At 34.9% G+C, this 17,660-nt stretch carries 11 protein-coding genes; 5 read left to right on the top strand and 6 right to left on the bottom strand.

Translation table 11 applies throughout. From position 1 onward, the window contains the following. The 3 genes from DRF57_RS21645 to DRF57_RS21635 all read left to right on the top strand — a co-directional run. The coding region (locus DRF57_RS21645; RefSeq protein ID WP_133297559.1) for a lantibiotic dehydratase at window positions 1–1,514 on the top strand (1,514 nt) is incomplete at its 5' end. Beyond that, window positions 1,504–2,391 carry a thiopeptide-type bacteriocin biosynthesis protein gene (locus DRF57_RS21640; protein ID WP_115920797.1) on the top strand — a complete coding sequence of 296 codons (888 nt, stop codon included), beginning with the start codon at window positions 1,504–1,506 and terminating at the stop codon, window positions 2,389–2,391. The genes DRF57_RS21645 and DRF57_RS21640, both read left to right, overlap by 11 nt. 43 nt (window positions 2,392–2,434) lie before the next feature. Then, the gene (locus tag DRF57_RS21635; protein ID WP_047493310.1) at window positions 2,435–2,695 is read left to right on the top strand and encodes a hypothetical protein; all 261 of its coding nucleotides are present in this window, start codon (window positions 2,435–2,437) and stop codon (window positions 2,693–2,695) included. 362 nt (window positions 2,696–3,057) lie between these two features. Here DRF57_RS21635 and DRF57_RS23755 read toward each other — a convergent pair whose 3' ends face one another. Further along, a complete protein-coding gene (locus DRF57_RS23755; protein ID WP_156126093.1) occupies window positions 3,058–3,216 on the bottom strand; it encodes a bacteriocin-like protein in 159 nt (52 codons plus the stop codon). 214 nt (window positions 3,217–3,430) lie between these two features. Here DRF57_RS23755 and argS point away from each other — a divergent pair, with 214 nt between their 5' ends. Beyond that, window positions 3,431–5,191, top strand: coding sequence for an arginine--tRNA ligase (gene argS, locus DRF57_RS21630; RefSeq protein ID WP_115920795.1), 1,761 nt, complete (start codon window positions 3,431–3,433; stop codon window positions 5,189–5,191). A 147-nt stretch (window positions 5,192–5,338) separates the two neighbouring features. Here the strand turns inward: argS and DRF57_RS21625 are convergent, their stop codons facing one another. From DRF57_RS21625 to ccoN, 5 genes are all read right to left on the bottom strand, one after another. Further along, window positions 5,339–6,277: a YihY/virulence factor BrkB family protein gene (locus DRF57_RS21625; protein WP_047493319.1), complete on the bottom strand. Its 939-nt coding sequence runs from the start codon at window positions 6,275–6,277 to the stop codon at window positions 5,339–5,341. 1 nt (window position 6,278) lies between these two features. Continuing rightward, window positions 6,279–8,606 carry a translocation and assembly module lipoprotein TamL gene (tamL, locus tag DRF57_RS21620; protein ID WP_115920793.1) on the bottom strand — a complete coding sequence of 776 codons (2,328 nt, stop codon included), beginning with the start codon at window positions 8,604–8,606 and terminating at the stop codon, window positions 6,279–6,281. Then, a complete protein-coding gene (locus DRF57_RS21615; RefSeq protein ID WP_115920791.1) occupies window positions 8,606–13,636 on the bottom strand; it encodes a translocation/assembly module TamB domain-containing protein in 5,031 nt (1,676 codons plus the stop codon). The genes tamL and DRF57_RS21615 overlap by 1 nt, the downstream gene beginning before the upstream one ends. 295 nt (window positions 13,637–13,931) lie before the next feature. Further along, window positions 13,932–14,819, bottom strand: a complete 888-nt coding sequence (locus tag DRF57_RS21610) for a cbb3-type cytochrome c oxidase N-terminal domain-containing protein (protein ID WP_047493330.1) — start codon at window positions 14,817–14,819, stop codon at window positions 13,932–13,934. A 19-nt stretch (window positions 14,820–14,838) separates the two neighbouring features. Then, complete coding sequence (gene ccoN / locus DRF57_RS21605; protein WP_047493355.1) at window positions 14,839–17,118, bottom strand: cytochrome-c oxidase, cbb3-type subunit I; 2,280 nt, start codon at window positions 17,116–17,118, stop codon at window positions 14,839–14,841. A 180-nt stretch (window positions 17,119–17,298) separates the two neighbouring features. Here ccoN and DRF57_RS21600 point away from each other — a divergent pair, with 180 nt between their 5' ends. Beyond that, window positions 17,299–17,598, top strand: coding sequence for a helix-turn-helix domain-containing protein (locus DRF57_RS21600; protein ID WP_228450387.1), 300 nt, complete (start codon window positions 17,299–17,301; stop codon window positions 17,596–17,598). The last annotated feature ends 62 nt before the right edge of the window (window positions 17,599–17,660 follow it).

Here is a 17,660-nt window from a genome sequence, read left to right as displayed (position 1 = left end):
GTGACATAGAAATAAAAACATATTATAATTATTTTGAAAACTTACATCAAATATTAAAAAATAATAGGGTTAACACAGAGCTTAAAAAAAGATTGACATATTATGATAATTTAAAGAATGACCAATTAAAAAATATTGAAGAAAAGTCAAATATAATATTAGAGGATAACAACGTTAAAAATAATCCATTCAAATGTTCATTAACATTACATAATAATTCCATTTCATTAGATCAAAAAACAACTGTAAAATTAAAAAAAGTGATTTCTTTTTTTAATAAAATATCCCCTAAAATGAAATCTAATATAGATGTATTTGTTGAAAAATTCTTTTCAAAATATGAATATCAAGAAATTGCTTTATTAGAGGCTTTGGATGGAGATATAGGAATTGGATTTCCTACGGAAGAAAAATATTCAATCAAAAATAATTTTATTGATGATATAAAACCATTTACATCAAAGGATTATAATTCAATTAATATTGTATTAGATAAGTTTTTACAGATTATTCAGGATAAAATTTTCAATGCAGGTAAAAGTAATAAGAAAACAATTCATTTAACGGATAAGGATTTTCCTGAACAACTATTAAGATGGGATGATCTTCCCAATACAATATATGGATTTGTGAAATTTTTCTATGAAGGAAAAGACCTTAAAATTGCGGTAAATGGATTTGGGGGAAGTTCTGCATTAAATCTCATATCCAGATTTTATGATTCAGATGAAGAAATAGCTTCTATAGTAAACGAAATTGTAGAAAAAGAAAAAGAGCTCTTGGAAAAAGAAAACATAGATAATAATGCAAATTGCATAATAGCTGAAGTAGTCTTTAATCCTGATAATCATGTTTCAAATGTTCTGGAACATCCGTTACTATTTGATTATTTTATTCCAATTTTGAGTCCCTCCCAAGCAACAAAGAATTCAACTCCCATTTTATTAGATGATATTTATCTCAAAATAGGATATGATAGGAAATTAGTACTATGGTCTCAAAAGCTGAATGCAACAATTAAACCCATATTAACAAATGCTCATAATTATGCTAACAGTAAATTAGGGATATATAAATTTTTAAGTGAATTTCAAAACTATAATAAAAGAACTTTTGTAGGTTTTTCTTTTGGAAATTTGAAAAGATTATATTCGTTTATTCCACGTTTTGAATATGATAATATTGTTATTAGCGAGGCAAGTTGGTTTATTGATTCTGTTGAATTTGAAGAAGTTAAAAAACAAATCAATAATATAGATGAGTTATTCGAAAAAGTAAATAAGTTCCAAAATAAATATCAATTACCTAGATATGTTTTGTTTGTGGAGGAAGATAATGAGTTACTTATTGATTTTAAAAGCCAGATTTCAATTAGAGTCCTTTTAAATATGATTAAAAAAAGTAAGATTATTGAATTTAAAGAATTCTTATTAGCAAATAGTCTTTTAAAAAATTATAATGCCGAAAATTATTCACATGAAATGATGATAAGTTTTTATAAAAATGGGAAATAATATAAAAAGAAAATTCTACATTGGGTCTGAATGGTTATATCTCAAAATATATGGTAACCCTATTGTATTGGATGAAATATTGATAAAAGATATCCTTATCGTTGTGAATAGGCTAATCAGAAAAGAATTAATAGAGCGTTTTTTTTATATTAGATATGAAGATCCAGACTTTCATTTAAGGCTGAGATTTAAAATAAAGGATGTAGAAAGCTTAGTCGAGATTATTAAAATTTTCAATAAGCTTTTAGCAAGAAAATCGGTTGAAAATCAAATTTCTAATTTTCAAATTGATACTTATCAGAGAGAAATAGAAAGATATGGTATAGAAACTATAGAACTTGTAGAAAAATTATTTTGCTTTGATAGTCTAAGAGTACTTGAGCTGTTAAAATTTTGTACAGCATCTGAAAAAGATATTAGATGGTTATTTGGTGTACAGACCATTCATTATTATTTCAATTTGTTTGATATTCAAATGGAGATAAGATTGAGAATAATGAAAAGGGTAGTAGATAACTTTAAAACAGAATTTAACATTAAAACATCAAAATATTCAAAGGTATTATTAAAGAAATATAAATCTGACAGAGATACTATAAATGATTTTTTTTTAAACCAGAAAAAAAAAGAAGATAAGTACTTTAAAATAAATCAAAAGTTTTTTATTGTTCAAAAAAATATAATGAATTATATAAAACAAAAGAATAACGAAAATAGTATTGAAGATTTGGTTGTTGATATAATACATGTTTCAATAAACAGACTTTTTATTTATGACTTACGATTGTCAGAAATGGTATCTTATGAATATTTGTTAAAATTTTACACTGAATATAAACATAATCCTAACTTTTACAAAAAGAATATATATATATGAAAATTAATTATTAATTTTAATAATAATAAAAAACATATCATTTATGAAAAAACAAAAAATTAAAAAAGAACTCTCATTTAAAAAGCTGATAGTGAGAGATTTGGGTTCTATTTTGGGAGGTATTGCACCTGATACTCAACCTGTAAATACCTATAAATGTGGTACAATAAGCTGTGATGGTAATGATCCTATTCCTAATCTATCAACTTGTGATTGTGGAAGCACAATAAAAGATACATCTTCACAGTGTGAGACACAACATGGGTCGGGATGTGTGTTGTATACGGTAGGAGGAAAATGTTAATAGTTTATAATTAAAAAAATGTCTCAATTTTATAATCAAAGCGTCTTTTAAAATATAGCTATAGAAATGAAATAACATACTCTTATAATGTGTGTAATTCAAAAAAGACACTATCTCAGAAAGTGTGTAAGTTAAAAAGTTAGACTTGGATTTTATAATCTGAGTCTTTCTTCAAAAAATAATAATAAATAGGCTTAGAACGATATGTCAATTATGAATAAACATCGTCTTTTTAGTAGTTTCATTAATTGCAAGAGTCTATTTAGACAAAACCTAAAGGTGATTTTACCATTGTTATATATCATTCTCGTCTTTTGTTCTTATATGAAAAAAGAGGTCTCAAAAGACCTCTTTTTTTATTTTTATTCACCTTTGCACTTTATTGAGAATGGTAAGCAGGCGCCCCAGGCTTGACATTGTCTGTAGCCATCAGGACAGGTTCCCCATGGTTCGCAGCAGGGAGCATTTCCTCCATTGATCTTTTTAAGTTCTGTTTTAGAGATTTTTCTTGAATTTTTCATGATATATTTTGTTTTAATTAGTAAAATAAATATATGAAAATTATCGATAATTTGTTGCTTTTCAATGTAATAATGTGAAAAATAAATTAAATAATTGAAACTCTATGATCTTGGTATATAGGGTTGTCTTTTTTATTTCACTAAATTTGTACTTCAAATTTTTGAGATGAAGTAAGGCTATTCCACGTGGCCTTTAAAAAAGTAATATATACACATGAATATTAAAGATATTATAGAAGGGAAACTTTCAGAGGTTATTTTAAATGTATATCAATTAAAAGACATTAAGCTGGAAGTTCAGGAAAATAAAACGGAATTTGAGGGTGACTTTACCATTGTTACTTTTCCGTTGGTAAAACAATTAAAGAAAAATCCGGAAAGCATTGGAGTTGAATTGGGAGAGGCTTTAACGGAACAATCAGATTTATTTGAAAGCTTTAATGTAGTAAAAGGTTTTTTGAATGTTAAAGTTATAAATCAGTTGTTTGTGGATAACTTCAGATCCGTAAGCAATGGTTTTTCAACCATAGAAAAGAAAAATGCTACGGTAATGGTAGAATATTCTTCCCCGAATACCAATAAGCCTTTACACTTGGGACATATCAGAAATAATTTATTAGGATTTTCTGTAGCTCAGATCTTAAAAGAAGCAGGTTATGATGTGATCAAAACGCAAATTATCAACGATAGAGGAATTCATATCTGTAAGTCGATGTTGGCTTGGGAGAAATTCGGAAATGGTGAAACACCGGAAACGACTCATACTAAAGGAGATAAATTTGTAGGAAACTACTATGTGGAATTTGATAAAAACTACAAAAAAGAAATTGCAGATCTTGTAAGTCAGGGAGTAGGAGAAGAGCAGGCAAAGAAAGAGGCTCCAATGATCAAGGAAGCTCAACAAATGCTTTTAGACTGGGAAAATGGAGATGAAACGGTGAGAAATCTTTGGGCAGAAATGAATTCCTGGGTATACAAAGGATTCAATGAAACCTATAAAAGATTAGGTGTTGATTTTGACCAGGTTCAATATGAAAGCAATACTTACCTGTTAGGAAAGGATCTTATTCAGCAAGGTTTGGATAATGGAGTTTTATATCAAAAAGAAGATGGTTCGGTTTGGTGTGACCTTACGGATGAGGGGCTTGATCAGAAGTTATTATTACGTTCTGATGGTACATCTGTTTATATGACACAGGATTTAGGAACTGCCGTTGAACGTTTTAAACAAAGCGATATCAAGAAGCTGATCTATACTGTAGGAAATGAGCAGGATTACCACTTCCAGGTTTTATTTAAGATTTTAAAGAAACTGGGATATGAATGGGCAGACCAGCTGTATCACCTTTCTTACGGAATGGTAGAACTTCCTGAAGGTAAAATGAAGTCTCGTGAAGGAACTGTAGTAGATGCTGATGACCTGATGCAGGAAATGTATGAAACTGCAAAATCTAAGGCTCAGGAGCTTGGGAAACTGGAAACTCTTTCAGAAGAAGATAAAGAAGCTTCTTATGAAACAGTAGGACTTGGAGCATTGAAATATTTTATGCTAAAAGTAGACCCTAAGAAAAAAATGCTTTTCAATCCTGCCGAAAGTATCGATTTCAATGGAAATACAGGGCCATTTATCCAGTATACTTATGCACGTATTCAGTCATTGTTATCTAAGGCGGACTATATCCAGAAAGACACAGCTGATGTAGTTTTCAATCAATCTGAGAAAGAACTGATTATGCAGTTGACCAACTTTAAAACTGTAGTAGCCAAATCAGCAGAAACATTAAGCCCGGCTTTAGTAGCCAATTATGTATATGATCTTGTGAAAGCATACAACTCTTTCTACCAGAATAATCCCATCCTGATTCAGGATGATGAAAATATAAAACAATTCCGTCTGAATGTTTCAGACCTTGCAGCCAAGACCATTAAAAAGTCTTTAGCGCTTCTGGGAATCGGAACCGTAAACAGAATGTAGAAAATAATAAGCCTCCTGAATTTCAGGAGGCTTATTATTTTTGTAAATATATAAGTTGAGATCAGAAATCTTTATACAGAATTACCCCTCAAAATTTCACATCACGAACCCCGTGCCTCGTATCCCTTACCCCGAATTATATCTATCCTACAATTTATCACTCTCACCATGCATCTGCTTAAGGCTATCTGCGTATAGTTTCGCTGCACTCCATCTTGCATGCTTGGAAAGAACCACCTTGTATCCTTTTTTGTATGTGTAGACTTTGGTGAATTTGGCCCCGAAAAATATCAGCATACAGGAATAATTAATCCACATCATAATCAGAATCACGGTTCCCGCAGCTCCAAAAGTGGAGGTTGGTTTTACCTGGCTGAAATAAAGGCTCAGTAGAAATTTTCCTAATGTAAATAGAGCTGTTGTTAAAAAAGCACCTCTCCATACAGATTTCCAGGAGATCAGTACATCAGGGAGAACCTTAAACATTAGGGCAAACAAAAGCATGACAAGTCCGAAACCTACAGCAAAGTTCACCAGTTCTACAAGCATATAAGTTTCAAAACCGAAATATTGCGTAATGATTTTATTAAAAAGACTGATCAGAGAAGATAAGATCATCGTGATCATCAGTAAAAATCCCAGGATAAGGATCATTCCCAGAGAATTGGCCCGGTCCAGTAAAAATTTGAGTAGCGCCTTTTTAGGAGCAGCTTCTACATCCCAAAGTGCATTTAGGGAATGCTGAAGCTGAAAGAAAAGGGTTGTAGAACCAAAAACAAGAGAGCCTACTCCTACTGCTTTCATAAAAATGTTTTTTTTATCAATAAGGGCTCCAGCCAGCATCCCTTCAATACTTTTGGCCACGTCAGGTCCCATAATACCGCTGATTTGAGTACTTATCTGTCCACGTATAGCTTCTTCACCGAAAAAGTTTCCCAATACCCAGATAATAATAATTAATAATCCCGGGATAGAAAAGATGGCATAATAGGCCAGACTTGCCGAGTCTTTTGACGCAGAAGAACTGTTCCATTCTGTAAATGTTTCCTTTAAAACCTCCCAGAAAAATTTTATATTATTTATCATATTAAAATGGATATCCGATGGCAATATTTAAAATAAGATTATCTTTTCTCCAGCTTGGATCTCCGAAATTAATTTTATCGAAAGCCCATCTGTCTCCTTTTTCATAATAAGGTACCCGCAATGGCATGGCTAAATCCAATCTTAAGATCAGGATAGAAAAATCAAGTCTCAGACCAACTCCGGCTCCCACAGCAATTTCATTTAAAAAATCTTTTGAGAATTTGGCACCGGGTCTATCCTTATCATTATTGATAAGCCATATGTTTCCGGCATCTACAAAAACGGCAGCATTCAGAAATTTATACAGATTAGCACGGTATTCGGCATTAAATTCCAGTTTTATATCTCCTGACTGATCAAAATAGGCACCTTCTTTTAAAGTTCTGGGATCAAAACTTCCCGGCCCTAATGTTCTTGCACGGAATGCTCTGATACTGTTACTCCCTCCTGAGAAAAACTGCTTGGAAAAAGGAATAAATTCTGAATTTCCATATGGATAAGCAATTCCGGCAATCACCCTTGTTGCCAGTGAGGATTTCTCGGTAAATTTATGATAGAACCTCAGGTCATTTTCAATCTTAACATATTGACTGAAAGGAATTCCGAAAATTTCTTTTTGTTTATCTTTTTTTGCATTGGCTCCAGTAACCAGTCCCGTAATGTTTCCTGCCAGATCAAGCGTTCCTTTATAGTAGAATGTATTGGTTCTGGGAAGCATTGTATTCGTATAGGTATAAGAATAGGTAGGTCCGAAAATAAGTTGCTTCTGAACAATTCTTCCCATTGCCGGATTTATTTTAGATATTGAGTCATATGCAGCAGTAACCTTTTGCGGAGAAACCAACGTGATATCGATCACCTTCAACTCATGTTCTTTTCGGGCATTTTCTTTCCAGATATACCCAAATGATCCGGTGAAGTTGTTCAGTGTATAATATTTTGTCCTGTTCTGAAATTCGTATCCCAATGTAATATTGGTTCTCGGAACAAATTCGCTGGAAGAGTGGAAACGGAAAGGTGCTACAATTCTTGGAATGGAAAGCTGCACATTGGTTCCTCCGCGGAAAATATTGTTGGCATCTTTAGGTCCTCCCATCTGAAAATCAAAAGCTCCATAAATAGCAGCTTTAAATTGTTCAGCTCCACGGAAAAAATTTCTGTGTGTCCAGTTTAGGTTTAGCTCACTACCGGCGTAGTTTGCTGAGTTCGTTCTTCCTAATGCTTCAAGACGAAGAGATTGAATTTGTCTTGGTGTCAGTAAATAATAGGCATCAAATTGATGACTTAATGAATCCGCTACAATGAATTCATTTTTTACAAATTTGAAAACACCCAGACTTATTAACCGGTTTAGCGTAAGGTTATGGTTGGAACGGTTATACAGATCTCCTTTTTTAAAGTATAAAGCACGGTCAAAGATTTTAGGTTTAAATTTATGTTGCGGATCGATAACATACATATCATCGAAAGCATATTTAGAAAGGGAGTCTTTATCCATCGGGATACTGTATTTCCCATCTTTTACATCCTGGATGTTATAATTAGGGAACACAATCACCTTGTCAATACTAAACTGTTGGGTGGCTAGATCCGGAGTGTTATCTTTAAGTTTTACGTTGAGTTCTACCTTATGATTTTTATTTACAGTACTGTCTGCCTGTACAATGATATTATCAGGATGGAAGTAATAAAAACCTCTTTCTTTTAAACCATTATCAATTCTTTCTCTTTCAGTTTTGATGACATCCAGGTCAAACGGCCTTCCGTTTTTAAGAAGAGTTTTAGGGGTTAAATTTTGAATTTCCTGATTAACAAGGGTAGAATCTTTCTGAAATTTTACGCCCTCAATCATATATCTGGCACCAGGCTTTACCGTATAAATGACATGTGCTTTTTTGTTCTTTGAAACCGTATCATAGGTTGCCCGTGCATTGAAATATCCTTTGTTTTCAGAATAGTTTTCAATAATATCTTTATTAAACTCACGGTCTACATCGCCTAATAGTACTGGTTTTTCACCCACTTTATATTTAAGCCAGTAATTAAAACCTTTGTCTTTTTTGGGCTCTTTGGCTATATTATAGAAATATAATTTTGGACGAAGCCCCAGGAATGTAGAATTGGGTTTTGGGGTAAGGTTGGCTTCCAGTGCTGACTGGAGATCTTTTTTTTCTTTTTTTGAAATAGTGTCGTTTACGATTTTTACCTCTGCACCCGTATAGAGCATCTGACCCTCTCTCAAATACTTGGTATTACTGCAGGAGAGAGCTACCGATGAAAGCCCGGAAACAAACAGATATTTGCAATATGTATGAAATGTTTTACCCATTATTTAAATTCTACCACTTGGTTATTTTGATTTTTTTTTGGCTTTTTCTCTTTAGATTTTTGAAAAATCTCCCGGAATTTGTCATAATCCAATGTAATGATAAATCCTACTCCGGTTTCTATGATCTGCCCCTGAAGAGCCACCTGATATTCATCTTTACGGTAAGCACGAAGCATATATCTGCCGTCTTTAGACAGACTGTAATCTACAGAAACATTTCCTGCAATATTGGTCATATTTTCATTTTGACGGGCCTGGCCTTCCAGTCCGAAATTACTTCCTACCGTTACTTTCAGTCTGTCATTCAACAGTTTTTTACTGATATCTACATTAAGGTCTGTTCTGGTGTTTTTCTGCCCTGTTGAATAGTCCTCTGAAGAATCAAGTCCAAAATTAAGATCAACCCCTTTAATCAGTCCGGCGGCAAGGTTATTCAGCTGTTGGGAGAGAATTTTACTCACACTCTGTCTTGCCATGGTTTCTGCAGACATTCCAGCGCCGCTTTCAAAAGGGTTTTCTCCAATAAATCGGTTGAGGAGAAGTAAAGCAAATACCTGCTTATTCAATTCAGATTCCTGAGTTCTGAGCTGGGCCAGTTTCTGATCAACAATATCTTTTACATTAGTGGATACAGAATTGTTTTTTTCTTCCGTGGTAACATCAAAACTAAGCTGAGGTTTCAAGAGCTCACCTTTCATTTTCAATAAAGCGTTGAATGGTATTCTCTGTTTAAACTGATTGATCAGGGATGCTCCTCCGTCAGTACCTACCTGTTGTTCTACAAGGTCGATAGGAGCAGCTTCAGTTTTATAAACTGCGGTAATATCCATTACAGCCGTTGTAGGCTCGCCTGTCCAGGTGATGGTACTTCCTTTCTGGATGTCAAACTTACGTTTCAGGAAGCTTACAGAAAGATCATAGCTTCCTTTTTCTACTTCATAAACCCCTACCAATGTGGTTTTTCCTGATGGATCTATTCCTCCGGTAAGCTCTGCTTCGCCCTGAAGCTGTACAAAATCCCCGTTGGCTTTGTCTATAATAAGTGAAATTTTTGCTTCTTTGCTTACTTCAATATTCACACTTACATCCATTCCTTTGATGCGGCTCTGCGCATTAAGAGAGTCTGCCTTCACCGTTTTATTGAGAACCACCTGATCCTGATCAATAAACTCTACAATCCCGTCTCTTTCCTGTAAAGATGGGGTAGATTGAGGAAGTACAAAGGTAAAATCAGTATTGTCAGCAACGCTTAATCTTCCGTCTACTTTTGGTAAATCAAGGTTTCCACGGATACGAAGCCCTGCATCAATAGCAAGAACACCATACATCATGGCATCATTGGATTTCTCAGAGTTGACCACTTTGAAATCTTTAGCATTCACATTAAGATTAAATGCAAAATCCCTATAGGTCTGGGTAAGTACTTCTCCATCTACAACAAGAGCATTTCCGTCTTTATCATTGATCTTAAACTTATTAAATTCAATACCACGGTTTGTGAAGTCTATATCATCATTGAGTTTTCTGAAATCACTTCCTGTTTTTGCAATTTCAAGACCTGCATCATTAAACTTTACTTTTCCTAAAATATTGGGTTTTTCCGAACTGCCTGTGATTTTTAAATTCCCGGAAAGATATCCCTCCGTATTGGTGATTGCATTCATGGAAAAGCCCTGGATACTTTTCATCTGAAGCTGGTTGATAGCCATATTCAGATCAAAGGTGCTTGAAGAGGTATTGTAATCTCCAAGGATTTTTACATCATTATTATTTCCGGAAAGAGCGATATCAGCATTTAAAAGATTCGATGAAGAATTGTTCACCTTGACAGCAAGATTTCCAACGGGGCTTCCGTAGACAATCAGGTCTGAAATATTTAAATCTGAAGTGAAGGTCATCTTTTTCATCACATCCCTCAGCTGAGCTGTACCATTAATTGTCCCTCTTGCCAGAACCGTATCTTTTTTAATAAGTTCTGTAATGGTTTCTATTTTGAAATCTTTCAACGAAACATTCAAAGGACTGTTAGGGTTGTCATTCTCAGATTGAAGAGAAATTTCGCTTCCTCCATTGGAAAGGATGAAATTGTCTGCTAAAATCCCTTTATTGCTGATCTGAATTTTATTATTTTCGGCAACATTCCAGTCGGTATAATTAAGTTTTAGCCCATTGGGATTCAATGATATTTCTGTAATGTCGTTCAGTGATTTTGCATTTCCTGCAATAAGGAACCGGGTGGCATCTTTATCATCTTTCGTACTCACGTTGTAATTGATGGTGTTATCGGCAACATCTCCACCAATATTGATTTTCTTTAAAGTTAAGCTTGAACTTTTCAGAGCGGCTACATTAAGGTTGTACTGTAATGCCTGATTTTCATTGGTCACTTTAAGAGCTGCATTTTCAATGGAATTTTCACCATATAGCAACTGGGGAATCTGCCCGTCAATCTCAATTTTTTGAGAATCTGCATCATAATTTCCTGTCAGATTAATAGTCTCGAAACTTTTCAGATCAGGAACAAATTTTCTGATAAGATCATCATTCTTAATTTTTGCCAGAAAGCTGAAATGCTGTCCCGGATCAATTTTCTGTGTTTTATCCGGTTTCTGAAACTGGTAATATTGATTGATCGTCTGCGTTAAAGCTCCGAAGATCTGAGTGAGCTTATATTTTCCCTTTAACTCTACATCTGCAATTTGAGAATTGAATACAATCTGTGTGGAGTCATTGGTAGAAGAGGCTTTTAAATTGACTTCCTGTACAGGATACACTTCTTTGGTATCGGAAAAAGCAAAATCTTTAAGGTTTACATAGCCATTCAGATTATTAGGATCTAAACTGCTAAAGTCACCATCAATTTTTCCTGCAATGATCATCTGTTTATCATAGAAGCCCAGTTTGTTAACATCCAGTTTAATTATTTCTCCATTGACTTTTACCGTAGGATTTTTTTCATTATAAACACCCGAAGCGGTCAGTTGTAAATTCGCATTCGGATCTTTTGAATCTAAAACAATATGATAAACACCTTTGCTAATTTTCCCGGTTAGATTCATATTCTGGTATCGGTAACCTTTATAGACAGCTGAAGCAACATGTCCTTTTACATCTGCATTGGCATTTTTAAAATCAAAACTTTCTCCTTTTGCCGAAATCTGGGCTGTGATGGGGCCAATGTCTTTATTCTGAATGATTTTTCCCACCTGTACTCCCTGAAGATTGGCTTTTATATCGTACAATTCATGATTTTTTCTACGCATATCAACATTTGCAACGATTGCTGCATTTCCAAGCGTAGAATAAAGATTTAGATCTGTGCTCACTACTTTTGTCGTTCCTTTTGCATTTCCTTTAACGCTGAAATGCGAAGGAAGGGAAATATTGGAAGGAATTGTATTTTTAGGCACAAGATTGAAGATTGTTTTGGCACTGGAAGAAAATTCTCCGATTCTTACATCATAATACAACTGGTCGGGATTCATTGCATTTTTGATCTTTCCTGATGCCACGACTCTCAATTGATCCAATCCTGACACCTTAAGATTCTGGATAAAAAGATCATTGACACTCCCTTTTACATTGGCGTTCACATTTAAAACAGCATTCGGATACTTGTTGAAAGGAACGGTGTTTTTTAAAGTGGGAACCAGGTTTAAAATATCAGAAAACCCGATTTTTGAATCTTTAATGTTAGCTGAAATTTTAACAGTACCCAGATTTGAAGTGAGCTGGTCAATGGAATTATAATTCAGGATTACCTCATCCCGCAAAAGAGTTTTTGGAGTTTGAAGGTAAAGACTCTTAAGGTAAGCTTCTTTCTCTCCATACACGAAATCTGTATTGAATTTCTGAATATTCAAACCTCTGGTTTCCTGAACTTCTGCAGAATTTACTGTTCCTGCAAACGTATTATTTTCCATTTTGAAGCTTCTCACCTCAACATTCATTTTTGAAAAATTCAGGTGGTTGAAATCCATTCCCTGCTTGGTAGCAGCAATTGCTGTATTGTTGTAGATCGCTTTTACGTCACTAAGAACAAGTTTTCCTAACAACAATTTCATGGCTTTATCCTGATCTGAAACTTTGGACACTTCAGCCTCCTTTTCCTTTTTTGGATTGGCATTCTGAGCCGGAAGATAAAGGTTGGCATTAATATCCGCTCCGGATAAAAATACATTGGCAACGCTGTAATCGTTATTCTCAAGATCAATTTTATTGACTTTCGTACTAAGTTCTTTAAATATAACCTTAGCAAAGGTTTTGGTATTTTCGTCCCCGTAATCAACGTCGAAATTGGTCAGTTTAATTCCTCTCAGCCCAATATTCATAGGCTTTTTTTCGTTGAGTGAATCTACCTTTTTCTCAACTTTTTTAGAAACCTCCTCTACAAGGCCCTGCTTCAGTTTTAATTTTAAACCATCAAGGTTAATATCATTGACAGCATAGGTGTTTTTAGTGAGATCAAACTTTTTAACTCTCGTATCAAAAGATTTAAAATAAAGGCTAATGTCATTTCTCGACTGCTGATCGTTAAAAGTGACCCCTACATCTTTTAAATTAATTTTATCAAGGGAAATAATGAAAGGCTTGGAAGAGCTTTCCTCTTTATCGGTGGTAGCAAAAGCATCAATAATATAATCAAAATTGAATTTACCATCGGGTTTTCTGACAACATGAGCGCGGGCTCCCTGCATATCTACAGAGGTAATATCTGCAGTAGAATTGATGAGCTTGAGCATATGTAAACCTACATCCAGCTTTTTTACAGCCAAAAGAGTATCAACATCCTGTCCTTTGAGATACAGATTTTCCATCACAAGACTGTTGGGAAATCCAATATAGACTTTTTCAAGGCTTACTTTGGTCTTGATTTTTGTCTCAAGGTAGACAATAAGTTTGTCTTTAATAAAGTTCTGAACGGCTGGAAGTCTTAAGCTTAGGATCAACAGGGTAACAAAAACCAATATCGAAATAAAAGTTATTGCAATACGCCTTAAGAGTTTTGTGGTGTTGATTTTTAGTTTCAAATGCGATGTGGTTTCTGACAAAGATAATAATACTAAATTATTTTCACTTTGTTGTGGTACCCTTGCAAATGCAAAAATCCTGCCTTGGCTGTCTAATTATGGAATTTTTAGTCTGTAGTTGTCAAGTGAATAGTTGAGTAAGACGAGCCAAGGTGTGGATTTTATTCTTTAAAAAGCCCCCTTTATATCATTTTTTTTGATGTTGAAAAGGTTAGTTAGCAAAAATGAAAATTCAAATGTAATGTAGTTCTAAAGGGGGCTTGGCATGGTTTGTATATTGAGGTAATCAATTTTTTTAATTGTTTCCGTTTTCCCATTTCACCTCTTCTCCCTGTGCTGCAGCACCACCCTGCGAAACTGTAATAGGAGAGGTTTCCTGGTTAATATGATAAACATAGGCTGCAATTTTTTCAGCATCTTTTCCTGTAATGGTTCCGTCCTTAATGAAAGGTCTCATGGTAGGATTATTAGGAGAACCGTTTTCAAGCATCCAGAAAACATTTTTAAATAAGCTTTTCTCTTTGATGTTGATCCAGTGGGTATCGGTAAGATTGGGGCCAATACCTCCTTTTCCACCATCTCCGTGACAGGTCACACAATTGGTTTTGAAAAGTTCCTGTCCTTCTGCAATATTATCTGCGCTATATTTTGCTGTTTCCAGATTAATTTGAGGTGCTGTTTTTTCAAATTCTGCAATGGAAGCCAGCATTGTTTTTGTTTCTTTCGTATATTCTGCTTCCGGGTGAGCATAATCTGTAAAGCTAAAAGCTGTTAAATAGACAACACAGAAGATACATCCGAACCAAAACAAACCGATCCACCATTTCGGAAGTGAATTATCAAGCTCTGTAATTCCATCAAAACCATGGTCAATAAGAATATCTTTTTCTTCAGTGACAGATTGTTTTTTGAAAGCAGAGTTCCATAACTTTTCATAATAGGGAACACTCTTTTCCGCCAGGTATTGTTTTTTCTCTTCCTCAGACAGTCTGCTGAAGCTTTCATTCTCAATCATGTCTCCTATGGAATTCATGATCATAAGAAGGATGATGGCAATCAGGATCAGTGCCCAGAAGAATGGAGAAGAAAAATATCCGGAATCACTGGCGAACATTTCAAAGGCCATGATCGTTAAACCTATCGTTGTTGCGATATATATTGAAAGTGGGGTTCTCGTTTTCATTGCAATACAATTTTAATGATTAGTCTGCACTTGCTGTTTGAATCTGTGTTGTTTTGATATCCGTACCTAATCTTTGAAGGTAGGCGATCATAGCTACAATTTCTCTTTGCTCAAGCGGCACATAAGCAGATCCTTTTGCTATTTTTTCTTTTGCCATCTGATCTTTTACATCGGTAGCTTCTGCATAAATTCTTTTTACAATATCTTTTGACTGGTTGTCTGCCCATTGGTTGGCAGAATCAATCTGAGCTTTTGTATATGGTACATCAAAAGAATTTTTCATTAATTTTATTTTGTCAACCATTTGAGAACGATCCAGTTTATTGGTGATTAACCAAGGGAAACGGGGCATAATGGAACCGGCAGAGGTAATTCTTGGGTTGTACATATGTTTAAAGTGCCATGAATCCGGGTTTCTTCCTCCTTCTCTGTGAAGATCTGGTCCTGTTCTCTTAGATCCCCATAAAAATGGTCTGTCGTAGATAAATTCTCCAGCTTTGGAATACTGCCCGTTTTTACCTTCGAATCTTAATACCTCATCACGGAAAGGTCTGATCATTTGAGAGTGACACGAGTTACATCCCTCACGAACATATAAATCCCTTCCTTCCAGTTCTAATGGTGTATATGGTTTTACCGCCGTAATAGTAGGAACACTTTGCTTAAGAGATAACGTAGGAACAATTTCCACAAGTCCTCCAATAGCAATAGTAATGAATGCCAGGATAGAAAGCAGGGTAGGAGTTCTTTCCAGCCATAAATGGACACCTTCTCCTTCTTTTCTTCCCGTACCGATGTTGGCCAGGGCTGGGGCTTCAGCAGGAACTTCTTTTTGGAATGAACCGGCTCTTACCGTTCTGATCACATTGATCACCATTAAAATAGCTCCGGACAGATAAAGGATACCTCCTAAAAATCTCATTTTAAAGTAAGGAATGATTGCTGTTACAGTATCCAACCAGTTTTTCCACAATAATGTTCCGTCCGGGTTGAACTGTTTCCACATTAATCCTTGTGTGAATCCAGAAATATACATTGGTACTGCATAGAAAATAATTCCTAATGTCCCTAACCAGAAATGCCAGTTGGCTAATTTTTTAGACCAAAGTGACGTTCTCCACATAATAGGAACCAGGTAATAGATCACCCCGAATGCCATGAAACCATTCCATCCAAGAGCTCCTAAGTGTACGTGACCGATAACCCAGTCGGTGTAGTGACCGATTTTATTTAAAGATTTTGTTGCTAATAAAGGTCCTTCAAAGGTGGCCATACCATAACAGGTAATTGCAACCACGAAGAATTTAAGGATAGGATTTTCTCTTACTTTATCCCAAGCTCCTCTTAAGGTAAGAAGACCATTTAACATCCCTCCCCAGGATGGTGCAATAAGCATAATAGAGAATCCTGTTCCTACTGCCTGTGCCCATGCCGGTAATGCTGTATATTGCAGGTGGTGAGGCCCGGCCCAAAGGTATACAAAGATCAACGACCAGAAGTGAATAATAGATAGTTTGTATGAGAATACCGGACGTTGTGCTGCTTTTGGCATAAAGTAATACATCAGACCTAATACAGGAGTGGTCAATACGAATGCTACCGCATTGTGTCCATACCACCATTGTACTAATGCATCTTTTACACCTGCATATACAGAATAAGATTTCCAGCTTGTGAAAGATAAAGGAACTTCAAGATTATTGAAGATGTGAAGCATTGCCACAGCAATCCATGTTGCCACATAGAACCAGATTGCTACATACAAGTGTCTTACTCTTCTTTTAGCGATCGTTCCAAACATATTGATCCCGAAGATCACCCATGAGAAAGTAATTAATATATCAATAGGCCATTCATGTTCAGCATATTCTTTAGAAGTATTGATTCCCATTAAGAAAGTAATCACTACCGTAATGATCATAAACTGCCATGACCAGAAATGTAACCATGATAATGTATCACTGTACATTCTCGTTTTCAGAAGCCTTTGCATACTGTAATAAGCACCACAGAAAAAGGAATTACATACGAAAGCAAAAATTACGGCACTTGTGTGAAGCATTCTGATCCTTCCAAAGCCCAAAGCGCCCTGAGTGTTGATCAGCCCCTGAATATTTCCGGATGCTAAACTTTTAATAGTGGTGTCATCTGTACCGAATAAAAATTCCGGTAATTCCGGATAGAAAAGCATTAATGCTGCAGTAAGTCCCAGCAGAAATCCGATGAGCCCGAATACGATAGTAGCATAGAGGAATGCCCTGACAATATTATTGTCATAATTAAATTTTTGCGTCTCCATAAATTCCAATAGTGTTTACCGAAGTGATATTTTCTCTGAAAAAGACTTATTTTCTGTCTTTTTCTATGATGAAAATAAATATCATGTAATGTGTATTATGTTTTGCCAAAGGTATTTATTAACTTTGTTAGAGTCTAATAGGTAATCTTCTAAACTATACCAAAAACTACTAAAACAAAAATGATGAAAGTATGTGGCCAAAATATCAGGAAAATTCGTCGGAGCAGAGATCTTACTCAGGAATATATGGCCTTTGAAATGGGGATTTCCCAGAAGGCATACTCCGATATTGAAAATTCTAAAGTGAAGATCAACCTGAATATCCTGACTAAAATTTCAGATATTTTAGATATTAAGCCTTCCGATATATGCAGCATTTCACACAAATGTGGAACTGATGATGGATATGAAGATAAATATCAGAATCTTTTGGAATATATGAAGAAGAACAATATTTCGATTCCGAAAGAATATCTGTAAAAATAAAATAGCTTTTTTGTTTTTCGTTAGCCAGAATTGTCAATTTGCCCTATGGAACGAGA

It is taken from the genome of Chryseobacterium rhizosphaerae (assembly GCF_003385455.1).
GTDB lineage: Bacteria > Bacteroidota > Bacteroidia > Flavobacteriales > Weeksellaceae > Chryseobacterium > Chryseobacterium rhizosphaerae.
The sequence above is the reverse complement of the archived record's forward strand: the minus strand, read 5'-3'. Positions and strand labels throughout refer to the sequence as shown.